Raw genomic sequence first — 25,489 nt, forward strand, 5'->3', positions numbered from 1 at the left:
TGTCGCCCGATTTGTTTTACGGTTAATGCAGCCGTTTTTTCGCAGTTTTAAATGATTGCGGAAAAGCGGTTCTTTATTGTGCGTAATTGATTCGATTTTGAAACAAATGACAGGATGTTATTTATGAGTAACCACTCTCCGGAATCCGTGCATTCGAATGCTTTCAATTTTGGTGATTTTGTAGCCGGCGGGGTCGATCCCAGAACCGGCGTTTATACCTGTTCGTTATCCCTTGGGTCTATTCAGTCCGTCGATCTCAACGGCCCTTCATTCAATCTTGCGCTGAATTTCAATCCCTTGAATTCACACAGTGCCGGTTATGGCGCTGGCTGGTCATTGTCGATCACCCGTTATGACTTGCGCAGCAGAGTCATGACGTTTTCCAGCGGCGAGAGCTACAAAGCTGTGGAGTCGCGGGGAGCCTTGCATTTCAAGGAAATGAAGCTGGAAAGTGCCAAGGTTCTGAAAACTGCTGATGGACGATACGAGATCCGATACAAGGATGGTCGACGTGAAGTGCTCAGGGTCCATGGGGCGACTAACATCGCGGTTCCCGAGACGATATTCGCAGCCAATGGCGTGAGTATTTCCCTGAAGTACAGGACGTTCAATGAGCAGCCGATGCTGATCGAGATCAGCGACTTCCAAAGAACGTTGCTCAAGATCGCCCGCAAAGACACAAGGGTGATTTTGACCCGGCATCCGGATACGCCCTCCAGCGCTGAGTTTGCTCTGACGCTCAGAAACGATCAGGTCAACGCCATCGATTTGCCGGAAGGTGGGGGCTGGAAACTGCAGTACGCAGACGGTTATCTGACCCGAGTTGAATCGCCCTTGGGTGCCGTGGAAAACATTCGCTACAAGGAAGTCGGCCATCTCTTCCCGACCGTCGAGGGCGATCAAAGCCTGCCGTGCGTCATTGCCCACGATATCTACGCCAGACACGGGCAACCGAAGGTCAGCAAGATTTACACCTACTCGGACCATAATTACCTTGGGCACGGCGTTGCAGCGGATCCCCAGGACGATGGCGATCCTCTTTTCCGCGCCGTGGGGGGCTATCAGTATTCCAGCGAAGAGCGGCTGATTGTCGGGAGCACAGTCCACACCCGCATCAAGCGAACCTACAACAAGTTCCATTTGTTGATTTCCGAGGTGACCACTTGCGGTAATGCGCAAACGTCGGTTTCAACCCGATATTACTGTGACGTAAAGCTACCTTTCACTCAGCAACCTGCGCAGTTCCGGATGCCTCAAGTCCAGACCCTGACTTACGAGGACCTGACGACAAAAGAGAAGCGTTCCGAGACCTCTGTCACTGAATACGATGCCATCGGCAACCTGCTCAAACAGGTTGGGGTGGACGGGGTGACAACGCGGTTTGAATACTATCCGGCGACCCAGACTCAGGATTGTCCGGCCGATCCGCTGGAGTTTGTCCGCTTCCTGAAGCAGAAAACCGTGGCCCCCGCGACGGGTGGCGGTGCATCCACCGTCACACGTTACCGCTATGCCTTACTCCCCATGCTCAAGGGCGGGACGCTGGCCAGTGTGGTGCCTGTCGAGGAAAACTTCTTCGAGTGGGTCGCAGATCGCGAAGTCCATCGTTCGACCATTGCGCTGACTTATCTGGAAACGCCGGACAACCCGCTTACACACGGCCTCCTGAAGCAGCAGAAGGTCACCCGTAACGGCACGACGACTTGTATCAACTATGCCTACGCGACTGACGGTTTCTCCCTGAGGCTGAAGACAACCTTGCAGGGTTTCGACGGTACCGCGAGTTCGACCGAGCAAACGCTTTCCACCCTGAGCGGTTTGGCGCTGTCCGAGCGCGATGCCGACGACAGTGTGGTTACATTCGAATACGACAAGCTCGGGCGTCGTGTCCGCAAGACGCTTGTCTCTGGCACGGCGCATGTCGCGTCGTACCAATGGCGTCACGAAACAGCCAAGGTAGGCGTGCCGGCCACGGTGGTTCTGACCGATCCGTCGGGAGGTATGCAAAAAGTTACCTACGACGCGTTGGGGAGGGTCATCGGCGTTGAAGAAATGGATTGTGACAACCCGGATCCGGCAGGTGCATTTCCAATGCGAGTGTTCTATGCCGCGCTCCATGATCGGGTCGGACGACTGACTGAGCAGACCCGCACCGATTGGTGGGACGGTGTTGCGCGCCCTGTGAAGTCGCAGCTGTTTTACGACAATTGGGGTCAGGTCAAGGAGACTCGCCATGCCGACGGACGAGTCGAGTACAACGAATTCGACCCGGTGAAGCGCCAGCACAAGCATTGGCAGCAGGGCCTGGGTAAGACCGTCACCGTCTTCAATGCCTTCGGCAAGCCGGACAGCCTTGAAGTCTTCGACCTCAAGGCGCAAAGCCTGGGCAAAACCGTCTTTGAGTACGACGGATTGGGGCGCACCATCAGTCAAACCGATCCGGCGGGGAACAAGACCAGTTATGAGTACGATGCGTACGATCGTCTGTTTCGCAGTGTTTTGCCTGACGGGCATGTGGTGCAGACCGATTTTGCCGTCCACAGCACCGAGGTTTTGCCGGTCGCCATCAGAGTCGCCGGGAAACTGTTGGGGCAGCAAGTCTTCGATGGTTTGAATCGGCTGACCGAGGTTTCGGTGGGCGGGCGCAAGTCGGTTGCGGTTTATCCGGCCGGCAAGACTCAGCCCGCATCGCACACGAGTGCGGCAGGGGAAACGACCGAGTTTGTTTATTCATCGGGTCCGGGTGGCACCTTGACTGAGCGCAAAGCGCTAACAGGCAGCGGAGTACTCACCCGTTTCACCTATGACGAACGAAACGGCAGAATGGAAAGTTGCATCGAGCAAGGACGTGAGAATCTGTTCGAATACTTTCCTTCCGGGCGCCTGAAGTCGGAAACAACCCGCTTTGCCGAACGGCGCCAGACGACCTCCCATACCTACTCGCTGGCGGGGCGCCCTCTGGAATACGTGGACGTGGTGGGCACGCGGCACAAAACCGAGTACGACATCTGGGGGCGCGAAACCTTGCACAGGCAAGGTCCGGTAGAAACTCGATATTTCTATGGCAAGGCTGGGTTGCTCGACCGGATCGAAACCCGGGATACCCTGTCCCGGCATCAGCTCCTCACGCATCTGACTTACGATGATATCGGTCGTGAGCTGACCCGCCGTTTCGAAGTCAACGGATTGCCCTCGCAAACACTGACCTCCAGTTACACCGTGGCGGGAAAGCTGGCGCAGAAGGTTCTCAGACGCGGCTTCATGGTGTTGCGCGATGAGCGGTTCTCTTACGACGCACGCGGGCGAGTCATCCAGTACGACTGTGAAGGGCTCCAGCGACCGCGAGACCCTTATGGCAAGGAAATTATCCAGCAAACATTCACGTTCGATGCGCTGGATAACATTCTCGCCCTGCAAACCACGTTCCCTGTGGGCGTCAACGTGACGACGTTCAGTTTCAGCGAACAGGACCCGGCCCGATTGGTCGGGGTCCAACATTCTCATGCCGACTATCCGGCACCGGTCACCCTGGAATACGACGCCAATGGCCGAATGATCAAGGACGATCAGGACCGCACTCTGGCCTACGACGCCTTTGGCCGCCTGACTCAGGTGATCGATGCACGTGGGGAGCTCCTGCGCGGCTACCAATACGACGGCCTCGATCGGCTGGTTGAGTTGTCGCAATCCGGGAAGTCGGCGGTGCAGCGCTTTTATCACCACGGCAAAGTGAGCAGCGAAGTCAGTGGTCCTGAATCACGCAGTGTCGTGCGACACGGCCGTCTGATATTGGGACAGCAGCAACTGGGAGCGGGTGCGGGCATTCGGCTTTTCGGGGCTGATCAGCAGCAGAGCGTGCTGACTCGTTCGTACGGCGAGCAATCGCTCGACAGCGCTTACAGCCCCTACGGGCATCGGGCTGTCGAGGGAGGCCTGTTCAGTCAGGCGGGTTTCAACGGCGAGCAACTGGATGAAGTCACCGGTCTGTATCTGCTGGGCAATGGTTACCGGGCCTACAGCCCGACACTGATGCGCTTCACCAGCCCGGACAGCCTGAGTCCGTTCGATGCAGGCGGCTTGAATGCTTACGCGTATTGCCTTGGCGATCCGGTTAACCGAGTGGATCCCACGGGGCATGTTTCCTGGCAGTCGATTGCCGGGATTGCGCTGGGGTTTATCGGGGGTATTGCAAGTATCGCGACACTGGGGGCGGCTACGCCATTGGCATTACTGGCCGTGGGACTGGGAGTCGCCTCGGGCGTTACGGCCATTGCCAGCGAGTTGGCGCATGAACTGGATCCGCACTCTTCGGCTGGCGACATTCTGGGTTACATCAGTCTGGGGCTTGGGTTGGCATCCCTTGGCGCCGGCCTGGCGGGTCAGGCTATCAAAGGTGCCAGCAGGTTGGCGGGGGCTTTCAAGTCAGGGCTGAGCAATAATCCTCGCGAGGCCGCCAGAGCCATGGCGAGTGGAATGGGGGGGCGAAGCACTTCAGGAACGAGTGCGGGGGCACGAAAATGGACATACAAGACCCAGGGCTTCAGGGGGACGGTGGATGGGCAAAAAACAGGAAGAGGCGCCATTCCCGGCTTTGAAGACCTTGATGACATTTCAAGGGATAAATTCTTCCGTTTCAAGGATGCAATCAAGGACGGAGGAAAGTCTCCAAGCGAAGCTGCCAATGGGCTTGGGGGCAAGACTTATTACAATGAGATGGTCCCTTTCAAGTCTCCCAACCCGCGTCAACTCCGCGACCCAGGTTACTTCAATGACACGGGTTACACAGAAATCAGGCTTAACCAGGCCACGCGCCTGTTTTTCTTTGCGAACCATGACACCCGTACGGTGACCATGCATGCGTTTGGTCATACCGTGAGAGGCGCTTGATGGGCGTGGCATGCCATGGCCGGGAGAGCAACGCTCACTCGTGCTTTTGCCGGACATATTCTGAGGAATGATCCGGTCGCGCCTTCAACGGTTCCAGCAGGAATCGCTGAAGGCGCCTTTTCATTTTCTGGTCAGGCAGTCAACGCGCCGCGGGGTGGCGGTCTGGGCATGCAGGCTCATGCGGTAGACATACATACGACAGCCCGCAGCAAGCGCAGCGGTATGATGGTTTTCTCGAGGGCCAGACAATTCAGGTTTGGCTGACTGACCTGCGCGTTCGATACGGTTCGCGTAGAACTCCGTTATCAGTGCAACCCAATCTCAAGGATGAGAGTTTCATGGCTGACAAATCACCCAGGATCAAACCTGGCTCCAGCAAAATAAATGACTCCGCTGCCGATGGTTCTCATCGTGTGCCCAGGGGGGACTCTCCCCCCTCAGCCCTGCCGCATCGTCCGGATCCGCTACCGTCTCTTTTCCTGCCGGATCCTGTCACGACGGCGCAGATAACCGATCCCAGGCCGAGCGTGGAGCTTTTCGCGATCAATGAAGTAGCGGGAGTTGCCTCGCCCACTTCTTTCGCGGATTACCGGGTTCCCGCCCGAAAAAGTCTCGGTGAGGTCGATGCGCAGGGCGTTCGGGTGTTCAAGCAGCGCCAGTATGTGGCTGTTTCCGACGATCATTTCGTACAAGTGGTTCGGGATGCCGAAAGCGGCCTTTTTCGCGCCACGGTCGCCAGAGAACTCAAGGCTTCCGGTCCGCTGATGGAGCCGGACGCCGAGGGTAGGTACTGGCGCCCTATAGCATCAGGGAGCCCGTTGGATCGAGGCGATGCCCCGTCGGGGCTGGCGCGCAGTGTAGATGAGCGTCTGGCAACGTTGTTTCCGACCATGGCCCAGGATGCTCGGACTTCCATGCACCGCGAGCGATTGACGGGTGATCCGCTGCTGGCAGTGGCCCGGCTGGAAGCGCAACACTTCACTCTGGTGAAGGATCTAGGCGCGTGGACCGGGCAGGTGCCGTCCCGACACCCGGTCACGGGTTTGCCTCTGACAAATACCGAAATTGCCGCGCAGACAGCAAGCCGAGAGCGTTTTGCTCAGGAGCTTCAGGACAATTGGTCCCGGAAGGCAACCAGCGCCAATCCGTACACTCCATCGACGCTGGATTACGATCTCGATGTACTTGGCAGCCTGCCTCGTTTGTCGGCGGATTTCAGCCATGTTCGCGAGTTGAGTCTGACCAGCACTGCCCCGTTGGAAGACAGCACCTTTCTCGCGAGTTTTCCGGGTGTGCGGTATCTCACCCTGTCCGGCTTTGCGTTGAAATCGTTTCCCGCTGAGGTGTACCAGATGAGGGAACTGGTGACGCTGACCTTGGACAACTGTGACATACGGCTCAGCGAAGCCAGCGTTGAAGGCCTTGCCCACATTGAACAACTGACACTGTTGGACTTGAGCAACAACCCGCTCGGACTGTCGCCCGATCTCAGATTCATGAGGCGCCTGGACAGTCTTTATCTCTCGGATACAGGGCTGAACCAGGTGCCTGTCGGGCTATTTGAAAGCGAAAGTCTGGCATTTGCCGATCTGCGCAATAACGAAATTGCACACTTGCCAGACGAACTCTTCGAGGTGCCGGATGTTCGGCAAGTCAATTTTAACTTTCGAAACAATCCGCTGGATGAGGCTACGCTGCAGCGAGTCAGTGTCTATATGGAGGCCGCTGGCCTGGACAGGAAAGTCCTGATTCAGGTTGATGGAGAAGGCCAGATGCAGCCACAAATTGCAGCATTCGAGGGTGAGGACAGTGGTGTGGAGAGCTCGTGAAGGAAAGCTTTACGGCTTTTCATCCAGATGCTGGCGCAGTGCCCATTCGACATGTTCTCTAACCAACTCTGACGGATGATCCCGTCGCGCCTGCAATGCTTCCAGCACCGGAATCGTTGAGGGCGCATTCCCCAGCCCCACCGCCAGATTGCGCAGCCAGCGCTCATAACCGGCACGGCGCAACGGCGAACCCTCGGTGCTGCTGAGGAATTTGTCTTCATCCCACAAGAACAGCTCTGCCAGTTCGGCGTTGTCCAGGTTGTGCCGTGGCTTGAAATCGCTTTCGCCGGACGGGCGGGCGAAGCGGTTCCACGGGCAGCAGATCTGGCAGTCGTCGCAGCCGAACACACGGTTACCGATCAGCGGTCGCAGGTCTTCGGGGATGGCGTTCTTCAGTTCGATGGTCAGGTAGGAAATACAACGTCGCGCGTCCAGCACATACGGGCCGACGAAGGCGTTGGTCGGGCAGATGTCGAGGCACGCCGTGCAGCGTCCGCAGTGTTCGGTGCTGTGGGGTTCATCCACCGGCAGGGGCAGGTCGACGAACAGTTCGCTGAGAAAGAAGTAACTGCCGGCCTTGCGGTTCAGCACCAGGGTGTTTTTGCCGATCCAGCCCAGGCCGGCCTGTTCGGCAATCGCCTTTTCCAGCACCGGCGCACTGTCGACGAAGGCGCGGAAACCGAACGGGCCGATCTCGGATTGAATCCTGTCCGCCAGTTGTTGAACGCGTTTACGGATCAACTTGTGATAATCGCGGCCCAAGGCATAACGGGAGATGTAGGCCTTTTCCGGTTTCGCCAGCAGTTGCGCCATTTGCGTGTCGCCCGGCAGGTAGTCCATGCGCAGTGAGACTACGCGCAAGGTGCCCGGCACCAGCTCTTCGGGGTGCGAGCGTTTGCTGCCATGGGCGCCCATGTAATCCATTTCGCCGTGGTAGCCGGCCTCAAGCCAGCGTTGCAGGTGCTGCTCGTGCTCGGCCAGGTCCAGACCGCTGATGCCGACTTGCTGGAAGCCCAGCTCGCGGCCCCAGTCCTTGATGGATTGGGCGAGGGCAGGCAGATCTGTGGTGATGGCGGACATGAGGCGAGAGAAACCGGAGCTGAGGTGCGTATAATTCTGCCAGACATCGGAGCCCGAAGACGCATGCCGCACACTAAAGATCAATTACCCGACGCGCTGTACCGTGCCGCGCAGGTGCGTGAACTCGATGCACGGCTGATCGCCGCGGGCACACCGGGCTTCGAATTGATGCAGCGTGCCGCCCATGCCACGTGGCGCGCACTGGTACGCCAATGGCCGGCCGCGAATGAAATGACGGTGCTGGCGGGGCACGGCAACAACGCCGGCGATGGTTATCTGGTGGCGGCGCTCGCGCATCGGGCGGGTTGGCAGGTTCAGGTGCTGGCTGTCGGCGAGCCGCAGCGTTTGAAGGGCGATGCCGCCGTGGCGCACGCCGAAGCCGTGGCCGACGGCGTCTCGATTGCCCCGTGGGATGTGTCCTGCGGGTTGCGCGGTATCGTCGTTGACGCGTTGCTCGGCACCGGCCTGAGCGGCGAGGTGCGTGAGCCTTACGCCGCTGCGATTGCGGCGATCAATGCCAGCGGACTGCCGGTGGTGGCGGTCGATATCCCTTCCGGATTGTGCGCCGACACTGGTCATGCGCTGGGTGAGGCGGTGCACGCTGATCTCACCGTGACATTCATCGGCCTTAAACTCGGGCTGTTTACGGGCGCGGCGGCGGATCACGTCGGCGAACTGCTGTTTAACGATCTGCAGGCCTCGGCCGAAAACTTCAGTGACATTCCTGCCGCCGCTCAACGACTCAGCGCGATTAACCTGCCGCGTCTGGCGGCCCGTGCGCCGGCTGCGCACAAGGGGCGTTTCGGCCATGTGCTGCTGATCGGCGGCGATCACGGCTTTGGCGGGGCGATTCTGCTGAGCACCGAAAGCGCCTTGCGCAGTGGGGCCGGGATGGTGTCGCTGGTGACCCGCCCGGAACATGTGCCGGCGGCGTTGAGCCGGGTACCGGAAGCCATGGTGCTGGGCACCTCTTCGGCCAATCAACTGATGGGGCTGCTGGAAAAGGTGTCCGTGCTGGTGGTCGGGCCGGGGCTTGGTCAGGCGAGTTGGGGACGGGCGTTGCTGTCGGCTGCTGCCAATGCCTCGCTGCCGCAGGTGTGGGATGCCGATGCGCTGAACCTGTTGGCCTGCGGTTTCGTCAGTCTGCCCAAGGATTGCGTGATCACGCCGCATCCGGGGGAGGCGGCGCGCCTGCTGGGGATCAGCACTGCCGAGGTGCAGGCCGATCGTCCGGCGGCGGCGCTGGCGTTGAGCAAAAAATATACAGCGGTGGTGGTGCTCAAAGGCGCAGGCAGTCTGATTGCTCATCCCGATGGTCGTCTGGCGCTGTGTCATCAAGGCCATCCGGCCATGGCCACCGCCGGGCTCGGCGATGTATTGGCCGGTCTGATCGGCGCGCTGCTGGCCCAGGGCATGGACGGTTTCGATGCCGCGTGTCTGGCGGTCTGGCTGCACGCCAACGCCGGTCTGCAACAAGGTAAATTCGGCCGTGGGCTGGCGGCCAGTGATCTGATTCCAGCCATTCGTCAGTTGTTGGAGGAGCATGCACCGTGTCTGAAGTAACCCTGTACCTGGCCGATGAACAGGCCATGAGCGACTTTGGCGCACGCATCGCCCGTATCACCCAGGGCCATGGCCTGATCTTTCTCGAAGGCAATCTCGGGATGGGCAAAACCACGCTGTCGCGGGGCATCATTCGCGGTCTGGGGCACGTGGGGGCGGTGAAAAGTCCGACCTTCACCCTGGTCGAGCCCTACGAGATCGGTGACGTCCGGGCGTTTCACTTCGACCTGTATCGTCTGGTCGATCCGGAGGAGCTGGAGTTTCTCGGGATCCGCGACTATTTCGAAGATGACGCCCTGTGCCTGATCGAATGGCCCGATAAAGGTGCAGGCTTTTTGCCAAAGCCTGACCTGACCATTACCATTAGCCCGCAAGACAGCGGACGTTCGCTGACCATTTTATCCCAGGGCTCGCGCGGCGAGGCCTGGTGTGCCGCTTTGGCATTGGAAACCAATTGAATGATGGGGTTAGGTATGCGCTTTCGCGCGTTGGTGGCTGCCGCTGGACTGATGTTGATGGCAGTAACCGTCAACGCTGTGGCCGAGACGAAGGTCAACAGCGTGCGCCTGTGGCGGGCGCCGGACAACACGCGACTGGTGTTCGACCTGACAGGCCCGGTGCAACACAGCGTCTTCACGCTGACCGCGCCGGATCGTCTGGTGATCGACATCAACGGCGCCACCCTCGGCGCGCCGCTGAATGTGCAGACCGCCAACACGCCGATCACCGCCATGCGCTCGGCCCAACGTACGCCGACCGACCTGCGGGTGGTCATCGACCTGAAAAAAGCCGTCACCCCGAAAAGCTTCTCGCTGGCGCCGAATGCGCAGTACGGCAACCGTCTGGTCGTCGACCTGTTCGACAACCCGGCTGACGCCGCACCAGCGCCGACACCTGCCCCGACCCCGACGGTTGCGACCGTGCCTGCGGTGCCGGTCACCCCGGCCGAACCTGCGATCAAACTGCCACCGGCCCCGGCCGGCAAGCGCGACATCATCGTGGTGATCGACGCCGGTCACGGTGGCGAAGACCCGGGTGCGTCCGGTTCGCGCGGTCAGCGCGAAAAAGACGTGGTACTGCAGATCGCCCGCGAGTTGCAGCGTCAGGTCAACGGCATGAAAGGCTTCCGCGCCGAACTGACCCGTACCGGCGACTACTTCATCCCGCTGCGCGGCCGTACCGAGATTGCTCGCAAGAAGGGCGCCGACCTGTTCGTCTCGATCCACGCCGACGCCGCGCCGTCTGCGGCCGCGTTCGGTGCGTCGGTGTTCGCCCTGTCCGATCGTGGTGCCACTTCGGAAACAGCCCGTTGGCTGGCCGACAGCGAAAACCGTTCCGACCTGATCGGCGGTGCCGGCAACGTCAGCCTCGACGACAAGGACCGGATGCTGGCCGGCGTTCTGCTCGACCTGTCGATGACCGCTTCGCTGACCTCCAGCCTCAACGTCGGCCAGAAAGTCCTGACCAACATTGGCCGGGTCACTCCGCTGCACAAGCAGCGCGTGGAGCAGGCCGGGTTCATGGTGCTGAAGTCGCCGGACATCCCGTCGATCCTGGTGGAAACCGGCTTCATCTCCAACGCCAACGAAGCGAACAAGCTTTCGGCAGCGAGCCACCAGCAGGCGCTGGCGCGTTCGATCAGCAGCGGCGTGCGCCAGTTCTTCCAGCAGAATCCGCCACCGGGCACTTACATCGCCTGGCTGCGTGACTCGGGCAAGATTGCTCAGGGGCCGCGTGATCACCGGGTAGGTCCGGGTGAAACCGTGGCGATGATTGCCGTGCGGTATCAGATCTCGCCGGCCACGCTGCGCAGCGCCAACAACCTGAAAAGCGATGATCTGAAAGTCGGTCAGCACCTGACCATTCCCGGCACCGAACTGGCGTCCAAAGAATGAATCAGGTCCTGAACGCTGCGCGCATCGAACTACTCAGCCCGCGGCTGGCGAACCAGATTGCCGCCGGTGAGGTGGTCGAACGCCCGGCCTCGGTGATCAAGGAGCTGCTGGAAAACAGCCTCGACTCCGGCGCCAAACGTATCGACGTCGATGTTGAACAGGGCGGCGTCAAACTGCTGCGTGTGCGTGACGACGGCAGCGGTATTTCCGCCGATGACCTGCCGCTGGCCCTGGCGCGTCACGCCACCAGCAAGATCCGCAACCTGGAAGACCTTGAGCAAGTAATGAGCCTGGGTTTCCGGGGCGAGGCTTTGGCATCGATCAGCTCCGTGGCGCGCCTGACCCTGACCTCGCGCACCCGAGATGCCGATCAGGCCTGGCAGGTCGAGACCGAAGGCCGTGACATGGCGCCCCGCGTGCAGCCGGCGGCGCACCCGGTCGGCACGTCGGTGGAAGTCCGTGACCTGTTCTTCAACACCCCGGCGCGACGCAAATTCCTCAAGACTGAAAAAACCGAATTCGATCACCTGCAAGAAGTGATCAAACGTCTGGCGCTGGCGCGTTTCGACGTGGCGTTCCATCTGCGTCACAACGGCAAGACCATCCTCAGCCTGCACGAAGCCCACGATGACGCGGCCCGCGCCCGGCGCGTGGCGGCAATCTGTGGTTCGGGCTTCCTTGAGCAGGCGCTGCCGATCGAGATTGAACGCAATGGCCTGCATTTGTGGGGCTGGGTCGGTCTGCCGACCTTCAACCGCAGTCAGGCGGACTTGCAGTATTTCTTCGTCAACGGCCGTGCGGTGCGTGACAAGCTGGTGGCTCACGCGGTGCGTCAGGCTTATCGCGATGTGCTGTTCAACGGCCGGCATCCGACGTTCGCACTGTTTTTCGAAGTCGATCCGGCAGCGGTCGACGTCAACGTGCACCCGACCAAACACGAAGTGCGCTTCCGTGACGGGCGCATGGTGCATGACTTCCTCTATGGCACCTTGCACCGTGCCCTCGGCGATGTGCGGCCGGAAGATCAGCTTGCCGGTTCGGTCACCACCGCGATCGTCCGGCCAACCGGCCTTGAAGCCGGTGAATTCGGGCCGCAGGGTGAAATGCGTCTGGCGGCCAATGCGCTGCTGGAGCAGCCGCAGGCGCAACCGGTGTTCAATACCTCGTCGGGTGCCAGCGCTGGCGGCGCTTATCAGTATCAATACACGCCGCGTCCGCAATCGAGCGTGCCCGTAGCCGAGGCCCAGGCCGCGTACCGCGAGTTTTTTGCGCCGCTGCCCGAGGCCAACGCCAATGCATTGCCAGCCGGTCAGGAAGACATTCCGCCGCTGGGCTACGCGCTGGCGCAGCTCAAGGGCATCTACATTCTGTCCGAGAACGCCCAAGGCCTGGTTTTGGTGGACATGCACGCCGCTCACGAGCGGATCATGTATGAGCGCTTGAAGATCGCCATGGCCAGCGAAGGCCTGAGCGGTCAGCCGCTGCTGGTGCCGGAATCGCTGGCGGTCAGTCAGCGCGAGGCCGATTGTGCCGAAGAACATGCGGCATGGTTCCAGCGCCTCGGTTTTGAATTGCAGCGCCTTGGCCCGGAAACCCTGGCCATCCGGCAGATCCCGGCCCTGCTCAAGCAGGCCGAAGCCAACCGTCTGGTGGGCGATGTGCTGTCGGACTTGATGGAATACGGCACCAGCGACCGGATCCAGGCGCATCTGAACGAACTGCTCGGCACCATGGCCTGCCACGGCGCGATCCGCGCCAACCGGCGCCTGGCCCTGCCGGAAATGAACGGCCTGCTGCGTGACATGGAAAACACCGAGCGCAGCGGTCAATGCAACCATGGCCGGCCGACCTGGACCCAATTGGGCCTGGACGATCTGGACAAACTGTTTCTGCGCGGTCGTTGATGAGCCAGCTTCCTCCAGCGATTTTCCTGATGGGCCCGACCGCTGCGGGCAAGACCGACCTGGCCATCGAGCTGACCAAGGTGCTGCCGTGCGAGCTGATCAGTGTCGATTCGGCGCTGGTCTATCGCGGCATGGACATCGGCACCGCCAAGCCTTCCAAAGAGCTGCTTGCCGAATTTCCCCACCGGTTGATCGACATTCTCGATCCGGCCGAAGCGTATTCGGCAGCGGATTTCCGTCGTGATGCGCTGGAGGCCATGGCCGAGATCACCGCACGCGGAAAAATTCCGCTGCTGGTGGGCGGCACGATGCTCTATTACAAGGCTTTGATCGACGGTCTGGCGGACATGCCGGCGGCCGATCCCGAAGTTCGCGCGCAGATTGAAGAAGAGGCCGCACGCCTTGGCTGGCAGGCCCTGCACGATCAATTGGCGGTCATCGATCCGGAGTCGGCGGCACGCATTCATCCGAACGATCCACAACGACTGAGTCGTGCGCTGGAAGTTTACCGGGTCAGCGGTCAGAGCATGACTGAACTGCGTCTGAAACAATCTGTACAAAGTACCGAAGCGGCCGCATCGGGACTGCAACAATTGCCCTATACTGTCGCGAACCTGGCGATTGCTCCAACTAATCGGCAGGTACTGCACGAGCGCATTAAACAAAGATTCACAAATATGCTGGAACAGGGATTCATCGACGAGGTCGTAGCCCTGCGTAATAGAAGTGACCTGCATGCCGGGTTGCCGTCTATACGTGCGGTAGGCTACCGCCAGGTCTGGGACTTCCTGGATGGCAAGCTGACGTCGGCCGAGATGCAGGAACGGGGCATCATCGCCACGCGCCAATTGGCCAAACGCCAGTTCACCTGGCTGCGCAGCTGGAAAGATTTACACTGGCTCGACAGTCTGGATTGCGACAATCTGCCACGCGCCTTGAAATACCTTGGGACGATCTCCATATTGAGCTGAGTCCTTGCAATTGCCGTCTATCCTTGGGGGTGTGGCGGCAAAAGCCATCTGTTTACCTATTTTTTATATTGAATCCTTAAAGGAGTGCGGCACATGTCAAAAGGGCATTCGCTACAAGACCCTTACTTGAATACTTTACGTAAAGAGAAAGTGGGGGTTTCCATCTACCTGGTGAACGGGATCAAACTGCAAGGCACGATCGAGTCGTTCGACCAGTTCGTTATCCTGCTGAAGAACACCGTCAGCCAGATGGTTTACAAACACGCTATCTCTACAGTCGTGCCGGTTCGTCCAATTCGTCTGCCAAGCGCAACCGAATCCGAAGCAGGTGACGCTGAGCCAGGTAACGCCTGATAGGAGTCTCCTTTGTTCTTTGAGCGCCACGGTGGTGGTGAACGAGTCATCCTCGTTCACTTGGATGGACAGGACCCTGAGGCGCGCGAAGATCCGCAGGAGTTTCAGGAACTGGCAAATTCGGCTGGCGCCGAGACCGTTGCGTTTTTTAACGTGCCGCGTCATCGGCCAACCGCCAAATACCTGATTGGCAGCGGCAAGGTCGAGGAATTGCGCGACCTGGTCCACGCCGAAGAAGCCGATCTGGTGATCTTCAATCACGTCCTCACGCCCAGTCAGGAACGTAACCTCGAACGTGTTTTCGAGTGTCGCGTGATCGACCGTACCGGTCTGATTCTCGATATTTTCGCCCAACGCGCCCGTACCCATGAGGGCAAGCTCCAGGTAGAACTGGCCCAGCTTGACCACATGAGCACCCGGCTGGTTCGCGGCTGGACTCACCTTGAGCGTCAGGGTGGTGGTATCGGCATGCGCGGCCCGGGTGAAACCCAGCTCGAAACCGACCGGCGACTGCTGCGGGTACGCCTGCGCCAGATCAAGGGCCGGCTGGAAAAAGTGCGCAGCCAGCGCGAACAGTCGCGTCGCGGCCGCTCGCGTGCGGATATCCCTACCGTGTCTCTGGTGGGATACACCAACGCCGGCAAGTCCACGCTGTTCAATAACGTGACCAAGTCCGACGTGTATGCGGCTGACCAGCTGTTCGCCACGCTCGACCCGACCCTGCGCCGTCTGGATCTGGACGACCTGGGGCCGATTGTCCTGGCCGACACGGTGGGTTTCATCCGCCACTTGCCGCACAAACTGGTCGAGGCATTTCGGTCTACGCTCGAAGAGTCGAGCAACTCCGACCTGCTGTTGCACGTGATCGATGCGGCCGAACCGGATCGCATGTTGCAGATCGAGCAGGTGATGGTGGTGCTGGGCGAGATCGGTGCCCAGGACTTGCCGATCCTCGAGGTCTATAACAAACTCGATTTGCTTGAAGGCGTTGAGCCACAAATCCAGCGCGATGAAAACGGCAAGCCCCAGCGGGTCTGGCTGTCGGCGCGTGATGGCACCGGTCTGGAATTGCTCGAGCAGGCGATTGCCGAGTTGTTGGGCAGTGACCTGTTCGTGGGAACCTTGCGCCTGCCTCAGCGGTTCGCGCGTCTGCGTGCGCAGTTCTTCGAACTGGGCGCGGTACAGAAAGAAGAACACGACGAAGAAGGGGTCAGCTTGCTGGCCGTTCGATTGCCACGCTCGGAGCTCAATCGACTGGTGAGTCGTGAAGGCGTTGTGCCGACGGAGTTCATCGAGCAACACACTTTGCAATAAAAGCCTGGCAAAGCGGTTGTGCCGCAACGGCAGGCATTCTGTAGCATTGGTCGGCGCGCCGTGGGTGCGTCTTTGCTTTATCAGATGGAGAGCGCTATGGCTTGGAATGAGCCGGGTGGCAACTCGAACAATCAGGATCCTTGGGGTGGCAAGCGTCGCAACAACGGCGACCGCAAGGGACCGCCGGATCTCGACGAGGCCTTCCGAAAGCTGCAGGAAAGCCTGAACGGGTTGTTCGGTGGTGGAAAAAAACGCGGTGATGACGGTGGTGGCTCGGGCAAGAGCGGCGGCTTTGGCGGCCTGCTCGGCATCGGCCTGGTCGTGCTGGCGGCCGTCTGGCTGTACAGCGCGGTCTACGTTGTGGACGAGCAGGAGCAAGCCGTGGTGCTGCGCTTCGGCAAGTACTACGAGACTGTCGGTCCCGGCCTGAACATCTACTTCCCGCCGATCGACAAGAAGTACATGGAGAACGTCACGCGTGAGCGTGCCTACACCAAGCAGGGCCAGATGCTGACCGAAGACGAGAACATCGTCGAAGTGCCGCTGACCGTGCAGTACAAGATCAGCAACCTGCAGGACTTCGTGCTGAACGTCGACCAGCCGGAAATCAGCCTGCAACACGCGACCGACAGTGCGCTGCGCCATGTGGTGGGTTCCACCGCGATGGACCAGGTGCTGACCGAAGGTCGTGAGCTGATGGCCAGTGAGATCAAGGAGCGTCTGCAACGTTTCCTCGATACCTATCGCACCGGTATCACCGTCACCCAGGTCAACGTACAGAGCGCAGCGGCACCGCGTGAAGTGCAGGAAGCCTTCGATGACGTGATCCGCGCCCGTGAAGACGAGCAGCGTTCGCGCAACCAGGCCGAAACCTACGCCAACGGCGTGGTGCCGGAAGCCCGTGGTCAGGCACAGCGCATCCTCGAAGATGCCAACGGTTACCGTGACGAAACGGTCTCGCGCGCCAAGGGTGAGGCAGATCGCTTCACCAAACTGGTCGCCGAATATCGCAAGGCGCCCGAGGTCACTCGCCAGCGTCTGTACCTGGACACCATGCAGGAAGTCTTCAGCAGCACCAGCAAGGTACTCGTGACCGGCAACAAGAACGGCCAGAGCAACCTGCTTTACCTGCCGCTGGACAAGATGATTCAGAACAGTTCGGGCAGCAATGCACCGGTCACCGGTTCGGCTGCCGTCAGCAACAACACGGATGCTACGCCGCATGTCACTGACCTGCCGCAGTCGCGTACAAGGGAGACCCGCTGATGAGCAATAAATCGCTGATCGCCCTGATCGTTGGCGTTGTTGTGGTACTGGTTGGCTGGAACTGCTTCTACATCGTTGCTCAGACCGAGCGCGCGGTGTTGCTGCAATTCGGTCGCGTGGTTCAGGCTGACGTTCAGCCGGGTCTGCATGTGAAGGTTCCTTACGTTAACCAGGTGCGTAAATTCGACGCACGTCTGATGACGCTGGATGCACCGACACAGCGCTTCCTGACGCTGGAAAAGAAAGCCGTGATGGTCGATGCATACGCCAAGTGGCGCGTGAAAGATGCCGAGCGCTTCTACACCGCAACATCCGGCCTGAAGCAGATCGCCGACGAGCGTCTGTCCCGTCGTCTGGAATCGGGCCTGCGTGACCAGTTCGGTAAGCGCACCCTGCACGAAGTGGTGTCGGGTGAGCGTGATGCGCTGATGGCTGACATCACCGCGTCGCTGAACAAGATGGCGGAAAAAGAGCTGGGTATCGAAGTGGTCGATGTCCGGGTCAAGGCCATCGATCTGCCGAAAGAAGTGAACCGCAGCGTGTTCGAACGTATGAGCACCGAGCGTGAGCGTGAAGCTCGCGAGCACCGCGCCAAGGGTAACGAGCTGGCCGAAGGCATCCGTGCCGACGCCGATCGTCAACGCCGCGTGCTGCTGGCTGAAGCCTATCGTGAATCCGAAGAGATTCGCGGTGACGGTGACGCCCAGGCCGCTGCGATCTACTCCAAGGCCTACGGTCAGGATCAGGAGTTCTACGGTTTCTACCGTAGCCTGCGTGCTTACCGTGAAAGCTTCGCGAACAAATCCGACGTCCTGGTCCTCGACCCAAGCAGCGACTTCTTCCGTTACCTGGAAAAGTCCAAGCCTTGATACGACGTTGACCTGAATCATTCCGCCCGGCGGCTAAAACCTCGGGCGGGGTGATCCTTTGGGAAAACGTGTGTATGATGCGGCAGCCGGGAAATTCCCGGCTTTTTTGCGTCTGCACGTTTGATTGCTGTTTTTGTTGCAGAAGATCGGGTTGAATGGCCCGACAGTTTTTCGAGGAAAGTGATGGGCGAAGCCGGTAACAGGCCTTTCGCCGCGTCGTTCATGCGCGTGCGTTTTGAACGGGCCGGTCATTTTCTGCTTCACTCAAGGCTCGCCCTCGGGCTGGCCGCCCGGATCTAAGGGGAATGGCGTAATGGCAACGGTAGACCGCTGGCTGCTGCCAGATGGCATCGAAGAAGTACTGCCACCGGAAGCGGCGCGCATTGAAGTCGCGCGTCGTCAGGTGTTGGATCTGTTCCAGAGCTGGGGTTACGAGTTTGTCGTGACTCCCCATATCGAGTACCTGGAATCCCTGCTGACCGGCGCGGGCCAGGACCTGGATCTGCGTACGTTCAAGGTCATCGACCCGCAATCGGGCCGGCAGATGGGTTTCCGTGCCGACATCACGCCGCAAGTGGCGCGCATCGATGCGCACACCCTGCGTCGCGAAGGCCCGAGCCGTCTGTGCTACGCCGGCAGTGTGCTGCATGCCCAGCCGCGTGCCTTGTCGTCCTCGCGCAGCCCGATCCAGTTGGGCGCCGAGTTGTACGGCGATGCCAGCCCGAGCAGCGACGTCGAAGTCATCAGCCTGATGCTGGCCATGCTGCAACTGGCCGACGTGCCGGACGTGCACATGGACCTCGGGCATGTCGGCATCTACCGCGGTCTGGCCCAGGCGGCCGGTCTGTCGGGTGAAGTCGAGCAGCAGTTGTTCGATGCGTTGCAACGCAAGGCCATCGACGAGGTCATTACCTTGACCGAAGGCCTGCCGGCCGATCTGTCCGGCATGCTGCGTGCGCTGGTCGACCTGTGCGGCGGTCGTGAAGTACTGACCGCTGCCCGCGAGCGTCTGGCCAATGCGCCGGCCCCGGTACTGGCGGCACTGGAAGACTTGCTGGCGATTGCCGAGCGTCTGTCGGTGCGTTTCCCGGAGCTGCCGCTGTACTTCGACCTGGGCGAGCTGCGCGGTTATCACTATCACACCGGTGTGGTGTTCGCGGTATTCGTGCCGGGTGTTGGCCAGTCCATCGCCCAGGGCGGTCGCTACGACGACATCGGCGCGGACTTCGGTCGCGCCCGTCCGGCCACCGGCTTCTCTACCGATTTGAAAACCCTGGTGACCCTGGGGCGTGCTGAGATCGAGCTACCGTCTGGCGGTATCTGGATGCCTGACAGTACGGATGCGGCACTCTGGCAGCAGGTTTGCCAGTTGCGCAGTGAGGGTCAGCGTGTCGTTCAGGCATTGCCTGGACAACCTTTGGCCGCCGCCCGTGATGCGGACTGCGACCGGCAATTGATCCAGCAGAACGGGCTTTGGCAAGTATCGCCACTGGCTTCTTGAGTTTTCCTGCCGGCTGACGCCGGCACCAAGTTTGCGCGAATGAGGACAAGTGTTATGGGTAAGAATGTCGTAGTCCTGGGCACCCAATGGGGTGATGAGGGCAAAGGCAAGATCGTTGATCTGCTGACCGAACATGCTGCCGCCGTAGTGCGTTACCAGGGTGGCCACAACGCCGGTCACACTCTGGTGATCGACGGTGAAAAAACCGTCTTGCACCTGATCCCGTCGGGCGTGCTGCGCGAAGGCGTGCAGTGCCTGATCGGCAACGGCGTGGTGGTTGCACCTGACGCCCTGCTGCGCGAGATCACCAAGCTGGAAGAGAAAGGCGTACCGGTGCGCGAGCGCCTGCGCATCAGCCCTTCCTGCCCGCTGATCCTGTCCTTCCACGTGGCGCTGGACCAGGCCCGTGAAAAGGCCCGCGGCGAGCTGAAGATCGGTACGACCGGTCGCGGCATCGGCCCGGCTTACGAAGACAAGGTTGCACGTCGTGGCCTGCGTGTTGGCGACCTGCTCAACATGCCGCGCTTTGAAGACAAGCTGCGTGAACTGGTGGATTACCACAACTTCATGCTGGTCGGTTACTACAAAGAGCCTGCCATCGAGTACGAAAAGACTCTGGCCGAGTGCAAGGAATACGCCGAGCTGCTCAAGCCGCTGATGCTGGACGTGACTGCCGAGCTGCACGACCTGCGTCGCGCCGGCAAAGACATCATGTTCGAAGGCGCCCAGGGTTCGTTGCTCGACATTGACCACGGTACCTATCCGTACGTGACCAGCTCCAACACCACCGCGGGTGGCGTGGCGACCGGTTCGGGCGTTGGCCCGATGTTCCTGGATTACATCCTGGGCATCACCAAGGCCTACACCACTCGCGTAGGTTCGGGCCCATTCCCGACCGAGCTGTTCGACGAAGTCGGTGCGCACCTGGCCAAACAAGGTCACGAGTTCGGTGCTACCACTGGCCGTGCCCGTCGTTGCGGCTGGTTCGACGCCGTTATCCTGCGTCGCGCTATCGATGTGAACAGCATCTCGGGCATCTGCCTGACCAAGCTGGACGTACTCGACGGTCTGGAAACCATAAACATCTGCACCGGCTACAAGGATGCACAAGGCAACGCTGTTGCCCCGACTGACGCTGACAGCTACGTAGGTCTGCAGCCTGTGTACGAAGAAGTGCCAGGCTGGACCGAATCGACCGTGGGTGCCAAAACCCTGGAAGAGCTGCCGGCTAACGCTCGTGCTTACATCAAACGCGTTGAAGAGTTGATCGGCGCGCCGATCGACATTATTTCGACGGGTCCGGACCGCAACGAAACCATCGTTCTGCGTCATCCGTTCGCTTGATAAGTCGTTGATGTAAAAACACAAAGGCCCCTTCATCGGGGCCTTTGTCGTTTATGCCTGTTGGACGGCATGACCTTTGCTGTGATTCTGTCTACAAGAGTGCCATCAAATTAATGGCGTCAGAAGTAGAGGGATTCAAAGTGTCAGCCGTTCTCTCACTGTTACAAAGCCGTCTGTTGCGGCCTGTGTTCGTTACCCTTGGTATCGCCCTTTTGGTGCAAGTGCTGGTGGCCGTCGCCCTGACGCGGAGCACCGTCACCGCGCTTGAAGCCGATCTCGGCACTCGCCTGGGCGCCGACAGCCAGAAGTTGTCCGGTGAGCTGGAGCAGGCCGGGCGCGAAGTCACGTCGAGCCTCGACAACCTCTCCTCAAGTACCCGTCAGCGTCTCACCGCCGGCCTTTCCTCGCGTCTGAAGGAAGAGCAGGCGCAGCTGCGTGCGACTCTGGAAAAAGACCTGAAGGATTCGGCCAATGACATGGCCCAGTTGCTGGCCTCGGTGGCGCCTCGCGCCATGTGGGACAGCGACGTGCCGACCCTGTCCGAGTTCGCCCGCCGGGCCCAGCGCAATCCCAACGTGCTGTTCGTGGTGTATGACGACGCCACCGGCCAGCATCTGACCCGCTACCTCAACCGCGAAAACCCGATCAACAAGGCCCTTTTGGAAAAAGGCCAAGGCGAGCGGGCGCTAGATAAAGTGCTGGATGCGGCGAAGAACGATCCGTCGGTCTACTACCTCGAAGCCTCGATCAACCCCAATGGCGTGGAAATCGGCAAGGTGCTGATGGGTGTCTCGACTGCTTCGGTCGAAACCGATCTGGCGGCGCTCGATCAGCGCTTCACGGCGTTGATTGCCAGCAGCGATCAACTGGTTGGCGACAGCCTCAAAGGCGCCGCTGCCGACAGTGCAACGGCCATGCGCGCACGCCTGCAATCGGCGCAGTCCACGGCTGCCGAGATGAAGGCGAACACCACCAGTACCGTGCAGGACGCTGCAGCAACCCTGCGTTGGCGTATCGGCATGGGCCTGGCGCTGGTCGGTGCCGGCGTGCTGTTGCTGCTGGCGGTGGTGCTCGGTCATCGAGTGGTCAATCGCCTGAAAATGCTCAACGCCGCCATGGATGATCTGGCGGCAGGCGAGGGCGATCTGACCAAGCGCGTGCAGATCAACAGCAAGGACGAAATCGGCGACATGGCGTCGGCGGTCAACCGCTTTGTGGACAAGTTGCAGCCGATCGTGCGCGAGGCCGGGGATGTGGCTCAGCGTACCGGTGTGGAAATCGGTGCGATGACCTTGCGCAATGCCGGTGCCGATGCGGCGGCCGGAATGCAGCGCGATGAAGTGGCCGAAAGTCTGCGGGCACTGTCGCAAATGGCCGACGAGGCGCAATCGGAAAGCCATGCGATGCAGGCGGCGCTGAAGCAGGTTGTGGATATTCGCCAGGCCACCGACGAAAACACTCGCACCTCGGCCAAGGTCGGCAGCCTGATCGAGGCGCTGGCGGGGCAGGTCGATACCGGGGCGAAAGTTATCGAACGGCTGGCGCAGCAGAGCGAGCAGATCGAAGTGGTGCTGACCGTGATTCACGGCATCGCCGAGCAGACCAACCTGCTGGCGCTCAACGCGGCCATCGAAGCGGCCCGGGCCGGCGAGACCGGTCGCGGGTTTGCAGTGGTGGCGGATGAAGTGCGGGCGCTGGCGAGCAAGACCCAAAGCTCCACCGGCGACATTCAAGCGCACATCGTGGCCTTGCAGCAGGGCGCCCGTGAGGCGGTGGAGGCGATCGGTCAGGCCGGGCGTCAGGCCAGCGAAGGTTTGCTGGTGCTGCGTGACAGCGCGCGGTTGCAGCAGTCGGTGCAGGCGTCGGTCGAGCAGGTGCATGCGGCGATTGGCCTGGCGACTCAGGCAGCGGCGCATCAGGCGCAGGGCGCGCAGGCCGTGCGTGGGCGGGTCGAGACGATTCATGCCCAGGCCGAGAAAGCCGCTCAGGCGGTGGTCGAGACCACGGCCAGCGGCAAGGTGCTCGATGGTCTGGCGGCGCAGCTCAAGGCCAGTCTGGGGCAGTTCCGGGCCTGATAGTCCGGGCAAAAAAAATCGCAGCCCCGGCTGCGATTTTTTTATCGGCTCAAATACATCCGGGTCGTCAGAAGGTAGACGGGCAATCCCGACACCACAATCAACAACGCCGCATAAGGCGCTGCGGCTGCGAACTCGACATTCGCGGTGTGGGCCCAGACTTCGGTCGCCAATGTGTTGAGCCCGGTCGGACTCAACAGCAGCGTCGCCGTCAGTTCTTTCATGGCATCCAGAAACACCAGCGCAAACGCCGCGCCCAGTGCCGGGAAGATGATCGGCAAGGTCACTCGGCAGAACGCCGTGAACGAAGAGGCGCCCAGCGTGCGGGCGGCTTCTTCGAGTTGCGGTGCGGCTTTGTTCAGCGCCGTGCGGATCGGCGCCTGAGCCAGTGGCAGAAACAGCAATGCATAAGCGATCAGCAACAGCGCGGAGGTCTGATACAGCACCGGCACGTAATGCAGGGCGAAATACACCAGCGTCAGGGCGATCACCAATCCCGGCAGGGCGTGCAGCAGATAGGGCAAGCGCTCGGCCCAGATCGCCAATTGGCCTTTGTAGCGCACCACCAGCAACCCGACCGGCACCGCCAGTACCAGACACAATCCCGCGCCACCCAGCGATAGCGCCAGCGACGACAGCAAAGCTTCGGTGATCGCCGCAACCGGGAAGGCTGCTGAGGATCCCACCGCGAGCCAGTAAGCCAGCATGCCCAGCGGAATTCCGCTGCCGACAATCGCCAGCATCAGGCAATACAGCTGACCGGCGATCGCCCAAGGCCCGAGTCGCACTTGTTCAGCTCGACGCGCCGCGCCCTGGCCAGTGCGCACATGACGGCCCTTGCCGCGCACGCGCAACTCCAGCCACAACAGCATCAGGCACAGCGCCAGCAATACCGCCGACAGCATCGCCGCGTTGGCATTGCTGAATTCCAGTTCGAATTGCTGATAGATCGCGGTGGTGAAAGTTTGCAGGCCAATGATCGACAGTGCGCCGAATTCCACCAGCATGTGCAATGCAATCAGCAGCGAACCGGCCAGCAGCGAAGGCCTGAGCAGGGGCAAGGTGACCCGGAAAAACACGCCCCAGCGATTCTGGCCCAGCGTGCGAGCCGATTCCTCAAGAGAGGGATCGAGATTGCGCAGGGTTGCTGCGACCGGCAGAAAGATCAGCGGGTACTTCGACAGGCTCATCACCAGGATCGCCCCGCCGAGTCCTTCGAACTGGGCGCTGAGCGAAACCCAGGTAAAGCTGCTGACGAATGCCGGCACCGCGAACGGCAGGCAAAGAATCACGCCCCACAGCCGTCGGCCCGGCAGATTGCTGCGCTCCAGCAACCACGCCAGTGACAGACCGATCAGGCCGCAGGTCACGGTTACGCCAACCATCAGCGCTAGCGTATTGCGCAGCAGGCCGAACACATACGGGCGCCACAGCAAGTGCAGCGCCTCGGTCCAGCCGGCCTGCCAGGCTTTGAGCCCAACATAGGCCAGCGGCAATAGGCTCATGACCACCAGCAACACCACCGGCAGCATCAGCCACATCGACGGCCGCTTGCGCCGTGGCACGTAACCCCCGCGTGTAGCGGGGGCGGATAACGATGCGGTCATCAGTTCAGGCCAACTTCGCGTTCCAGCTCCAGCGCTTCTTCGGCATTACCCAGATCGGCGGGCGTGACGTCCGGCGCTTCAAGTTCGCTGAACGGCTTGAGGCCGCGATCCGATTCCATGCCTTTGTGCAGCGGGTATTCGGCGGTGGTCTGGGTGATCACGCGCTGGCCTTCTTCGCTGGCCATGTAGGCGAGGAATTGCTGGGCTTCTTTTGGATGTTTGCTGGATTTCAGCACGGCTGCGCTGGAAACGGTGATCAGGCCGCCAACGTCACCGCCGGTGAAGTAATGCAGTTTCGAATCAAGCTGGCCTTTTTCCCGTTGCAGGGCGAACCAGTAGTAGTTGTTCACCAGCACGGTGGCGACTTCGCCGTTTTCCACAGCCTTGAGGGCGACCATGTTGTTGCTATAGGTCTTGCCGAAGGCACGCAGGCCGGTCAGCCATTCTTCGGCGGCTTCGCGGCCGTGTTTTTTGATGATGGCGACAGCCTGTTCCTGGAACGCGCCGCTGGTCGGTACGAAACCGACCTTGCCTTGCCACTGCGGGTCGGCGAAATCCAGCACCGATTTCGGCAGGTCCTTTTCGTCGATCAGTTTCGGGTTGAAAGCCACCACGCGAACCCGGGCGGTAACGCCGATCCACGTGCCGTTGCCGGCGACGTATTCTTTCGGCAGAACAGCCAGGGTCGCGTCGTCGGCCTTGGCCAGCAGGCCTTGCTCGCCGAGGTTGTTCAGCGGCGGGGATTCTTCGGTGTAGATGACGTCGGCGGGGGAGCGGTCGCCTTCTTCGATGATCTGGCTGGCCAGCTGATTGCTGCTGCCCTTGCGTACATTGACGTGAATGCCGGTCTTGGCTTCGAAGGCTTTGGCGATCGCGTCGCCGACTTCCTTGTGTTGACCGTTATAGAGAGTCAGGGAAACCGCGTCGGCAGCCTGGGTGAGGGGGGTGGCGAGTGCCAGGCCGAGCAGGGTGAAGGTCAAGCCGCGGCGCAGGGTATTTCGAAACATCATTCGCAGGGTTCCTCACTGTC

The 25,489-nt window shown here is 60.6% G+C and carries 17 protein-coding genes; 14 read left to right on the forward strand and 3 right to left on the reverse strand.

Going from position 1 to position 25,489, the window contains the following annotated elements; genetic code table 11:
- Positions 1-123: 123 nt before the first annotated feature.
- Positions 124-4,887 (forward strand): RHS repeat domain-containing protein, encoded by a 4,764-nt coding sequence (locus AC0R79_RS03730; RefSeq protein ID WP_474733261.1) that lies wholly within the window; start codon positions 124-126, stop codon positions 4,885-4,887.
- 338 nt (positions 4,888-5,225) lie between these two features.
- Positions 5,226-6,716, forward strand: coding sequence for a leucine-rich repeat domain-containing protein (locus AC0R79_RS03735; protein WP_474733262.1), 1,491 nt, complete (start codon positions 5,226-5,228; stop codon positions 6,714-6,716).
- Between the two features lie 9 nt (positions 6,717-6,725).
- Here AC0R79_RS03735 and queG read toward each other — a convergent pair whose 3' ends face one another.
- The gene (gene queG / locus AC0R79_RS03740) at positions 6,726-7,796 is read right to left on the reverse strand and encodes a tRNA epoxyqueuosine(34) reductase QueG (protein WP_127796746.1); all 1,071 of its coding nucleotides are present in this window, start codon (positions 7,794-7,796) and stop codon (positions 6,726-6,728) included.
- Positions 7,797-7,859: 63 nt separating this feature from the next.
- Here queG and AC0R79_RS03745 point away from each other — a divergent pair, with 63 nt between their 5' ends.
- The 12 genes from AC0R79_RS03745 to AC0R79_RS03800 all read left to right on the forward strand — a co-directional run bounded on the left by AC0R79_RS03745 (position 7,860) and on the right by AC0R79_RS03800 (position 22,852).
- Positions 7,860-9,359 carry an NAD(P)H-hydrate dehydratase gene (locus AC0R79_RS03745; protein ID WP_127796747.1) on the forward strand — a complete coding sequence of 500 codons (1,500 nt, stop codon included), beginning with the start codon at positions 7,860-7,862 and terminating at the stop codon, positions 9,357-9,359.
- Positions 9,347-9,817, forward strand: coding sequence for a tRNA (adenosine(37)-N6)-threonylcarbamoyltransferase complex ATPase subunit type 1 TsaE (tsaE, locus tag AC0R79_RS03750; RefSeq protein WP_007950729.1), 471 nt, complete (start codon positions 9,347-9,349; stop codon positions 9,815-9,817). Before AC0R79_RS03745 ends, tsaE begins: the two co-directional genes overlap by 13 nt.
- A gap of 51 nt (positions 9,818-9,868) precedes the next feature.
- Complete coding sequence (locus AC0R79_RS03755) at positions 9,869-11,254, forward strand: N-acetylmuramoyl-L-alanine amidase (protein WP_371915873.1); 1,386 nt, start codon at positions 9,869-9,871, stop codon at positions 11,252-11,254.
- Positions 11,251-13,158 (forward strand): DNA mismatch repair endonuclease MutL, encoded by a 1,908-nt coding sequence (gene mutL, locus AC0R79_RS03760; protein ID WP_127796748.1) that lies wholly within the window; start codon positions 11,251-11,253, stop codon positions 13,156-13,158. Before AC0R79_RS03755 ends, mutL begins: the two co-directional genes overlap by 4 nt.
- Complete coding sequence (miaA, locus tag AC0R79_RS03765; protein WP_127800806.1) at positions 13,158-14,129, forward strand: tRNA (adenosine(37)-N6)-dimethylallyltransferase MiaA; 972 nt, start codon at positions 13,158-13,160, stop codon at positions 14,127-14,129. Before mutL ends, miaA begins: the two co-directional genes overlap by 1 nt.
- 93 nt (positions 14,130-14,222) lie before the next feature.
- Positions 14,223-14,483 (forward strand): RNA chaperone Hfq, encoded by a 261-nt coding sequence (hfq, locus tag AC0R79_RS03770; protein WP_007902656.1) that lies wholly within the window; start codon positions 14,223-14,225, stop codon positions 14,481-14,483.
- Between the two features lie 12 nt (positions 14,484-14,495).
- Entirely contained in the window at positions 14,496-15,797 is a 1,302-nt protein-coding gene (gene hflX / locus AC0R79_RS03775) for a ribosome rescue GTPase HflX (protein ID WP_007950725.1), read from the forward strand.
- Between the two features lie 96 nt (positions 15,798-15,893).
- Positions 15,894-17,063, forward strand: coding sequence for an FtsH protease activity modulator HflK (gene hflK / locus AC0R79_RS03780; RefSeq protein ID WP_127796749.1), 1,170 nt, complete (start codon positions 15,894-15,896; stop codon positions 17,061-17,063).
- Positions 17,063-17,932, forward strand: a complete 870-nt coding sequence (gene hflC / locus AC0R79_RS03785) for a protease modulator HflC (RefSeq protein ID WP_007950723.1) — start codon at positions 17,063-17,065, stop codon at positions 17,930-17,932. The genes hflK and hflC overlap by 1 nt, the downstream gene beginning before the upstream one ends.
- A gap of 313 nt (positions 17,933-18,245) precedes the next feature.
- Positions 18,246-19,433, forward strand: coding sequence for an ATP phosphoribosyltransferase regulatory subunit (locus AC0R79_RS03790; protein ID WP_007950716.1), 1,188 nt, complete (start codon positions 18,246-18,248; stop codon positions 19,431-19,433).
- A 54-nt stretch (positions 19,434-19,487) separates the two neighbouring features.
- Positions 19,488-20,777, forward strand: a complete 1,290-nt coding sequence (locus AC0R79_RS03795) for an adenylosuccinate synthase (RefSeq protein WP_007950715.1) — start codon at positions 19,488-19,490, stop codon at positions 20,775-20,777.
- Between the two features lie 140 nt (positions 20,778-20,917).
- Positions 20,918-22,852, forward strand: coding sequence for a methyl-accepting chemotaxis protein (locus AC0R79_RS03800; protein ID WP_127796751.1), 1,935 nt, complete (start codon positions 20,918-20,920; stop codon positions 22,850-22,852).
- 41 nt (positions 22,853-22,893) lie between these two features.
- Here the strand turns inward: AC0R79_RS03800 and AC0R79_RS03805 are convergent, their stop codons facing one another.
- Both AC0R79_RS03805 and AC0R79_RS03810 read right to left on the reverse strand, forming a co-directional pair.
- The gene (locus AC0R79_RS03805) at positions 22,894-24,459 is read right to left on the reverse strand and encodes an ABC transporter permease (protein ID WP_474733267.1); all 1,566 of its coding nucleotides are present in this window, start codon (positions 24,457-24,459) and stop codon (positions 22,894-22,896) included.
- Positions 24,459-25,469, reverse strand: a complete 1,011-nt coding sequence (locus AC0R79_RS03810; protein ID WP_085608502.1) for an extracellular solute-binding protein — start codon at positions 25,467-25,469, stop codon at positions 24,459-24,461. The genes AC0R79_RS03805 and AC0R79_RS03810 overlap by 1 nt, the downstream gene beginning before the upstream one ends.
- Positions 25,470-25,489 lie beyond the last annotated feature (20 nt).

It is taken from the genome of Pseudomonas sp. HD57-3, assembly GCF_056113135.1.